The sequence below is a fragment of the Pilimelia anulata genome, assembly GCF_014647895.1.
In the GTDB taxonomy this organism is placed as follows: domain Bacteria; phylum Actinomycetota; class Actinomycetes; order Mycobacteriales; family Micromonosporaceae; genus Pilimelia; species Pilimelia anulata.
The window spans coordinates 1-1,024 of the sequence record NZ_BMQB01000033.1; the positions used below are offsets into that span (position 1 = coordinate 1).

Annotated in this window: 1 protein-coding gene and 1 pseudogene; both read left to right on the plus strand. The window is 67.7% G+C overall.

Features of this window, described 5'->3' with window-relative positions; genetic code table 11:
- Window positions 1-133: 133 nt before the first annotated feature.
- A pseudogene (locus IEY94_RS24485) lies at window positions 134-406 on the plus strand (IS3 family transposase); the annotation flags it as partial.
- A 62-nt stretch (window positions 407-468) separates the two neighbouring features.
- Window positions 469-1,024: IS3 family transposase (locus IEY94_RS23855; RefSeq protein ID WP_229784381.1), on the plus strand; the 556-nt coding region annotated here is incomplete at its 3' end.

Below are 1,024 nucleotides of genomic sequence, written 5' to 3' on the forward strand. Positions count from 1 at the left end.
GGCCGACGACGGACATGGCGCAGGAGAACCGCCAGTTGCGGCGGGAGAACGCTGAGCTGCGCCGGGTCAACGAGGTCCTCAAGGCCGCGTCGGCGTTTTTCGCCTCGGAGTGCGACCCGACCCGGCGTCGGTCATGAGGTTCGTCGACGAACACCGTGGCCGCTACGCGGTCGCGCTCCTGCTTCGGGTCCTGGGTATCAGCGAGTCGACCTACTACGACTGGGTCCGCCAGGTCGAGCAGCCGTGCGACCGAGACGAGGTCGACCGCGGCCTGTTGAGCAACATCTACGACATCTGGCAAGCCCCGGGCGGCACCTACGGCGCCGACCGGGTGCACCAGCAGCTGCGCCGCGACGGCATTGGTGTTGCACGTAAGCGCGTCGAACGGCTGATGGCCGCCCGGGGCTGGCAGGGCGCGTCCTGCGCCGCGGCTGGCGTAGTGGATCCACCCGCCGCGACCCGCGCGCGGTGCCGGCACCGGATCTGGTCAACCGGCAGTTCACCGCTGCGGCGCCGAACCGGTTGTGGGTCGCTGACGCCACCCGCATCCCCTGCGGCGAGGGTGTGTTCTGGCTGGCCGCGGTCCGCGATGTGTTCTCCCGACGCATCGTCGGCTGGAAGACCTCCGACCGCTGCGACACCAACCTCGTCCTCGGCGCCCTGGAGTACGGAATCTGGTCCCGCGACATCCGCGCCGGCGAGTTAATCCACCACAGCGACCGCGGATCGACCTACACCGCGTTCCGGTTCGGCGCCCGACTTGCCGACCACGGCATCGCTGCCTCGATGGGCTCCGTCGGCGACAGCTACGACAACGCCCTGATGGAAAACTTCTTCTCCACCCTGAAGATCGAACTCGTCTACCGCACCACCTGGCGCACCCGCGAGGAAGCCGAGAACGCACTGTTCGCCTACATCGACACCTGGTACAACACCCGACGCATCCAACACGAACTCGGCTACCTCAGCCCCGACGAATACGAGACCACCTGGCACCAGACCAACATCGGCCAGCCAGGATCAC